General features: G+C 53.6%; 1 protein-coding gene. It reads left to right on the top strand.

Annotation, left to right across the window (positions count from 1 at the left end; all coding sequences use genetic code 11):
- Positions 1 to 38: 38 nt before the first annotated feature.
- A partial coding sequence (locus tag ACYSMN_RS25520; RefSeq protein WP_488926758.1) for a glycosyltransferase family 2 protein occupies positions 39 to 655 on the top strand: 617 nt, incomplete at its 3' end.

A 655-nucleotide genomic window follows, 5' to 3' on the forward strand; every position in this document is an offset into this window, starting at 1 on the left:
CTTACTTTTGCAGACTTTCCATCCTGCCTATTTGCGCTTTGGTACACATTGAGAAGCTCTCTATCGTCATTCCGGTTTACAACGAAGGCCGCACCATCCATCAAATTTTGGATTTGCTGCGCGAACTGAAGCTGGTCAACGACATTCAAAAAGAGATTATTCTGGTTAATGACTGCTCCACTGACAACTCCGTGGCAGCTATTGAAGCGTATGCCGCTCGCTACCCCGCCATGGGGCTACGGCTACTACAGCACAGTGTCAATCAAGGAAAAGGGGCGGCCTTGCATACCGGCATCCGCGAGGCTACGGGCGAGTACGTCATCATCCAGGATGCGGACCTCGAATACGACCCGGAAGAATATAACCTGCTGCTCAAGCCCATCCTCAAAGGCTTTGCCGACGTGGTCTATGGCTCGCGCTTTATGGGCGGCCACCCGCACCGCATCCTCTTCTTCTGGCATAGCATCGGCAACGCCATACTGACTTTCCTCTCCAACATGTGCACCGACCTGAACCTGACCGACATGGAGACCTGCTACAAGCTCTTCCGCCGCGACATTATTCAGGGTCTTACACTAGAAGAGAAGCGCTTCGGCTTTGAGCCGGAAGTCACGGCCAAGGTGTCACGCGTGAAGGATGTGCGCATCTACGAGGT

The sequence above is a fragment of the Hymenobacter sp. M1-2 genome (assembly GCF_057808495.1).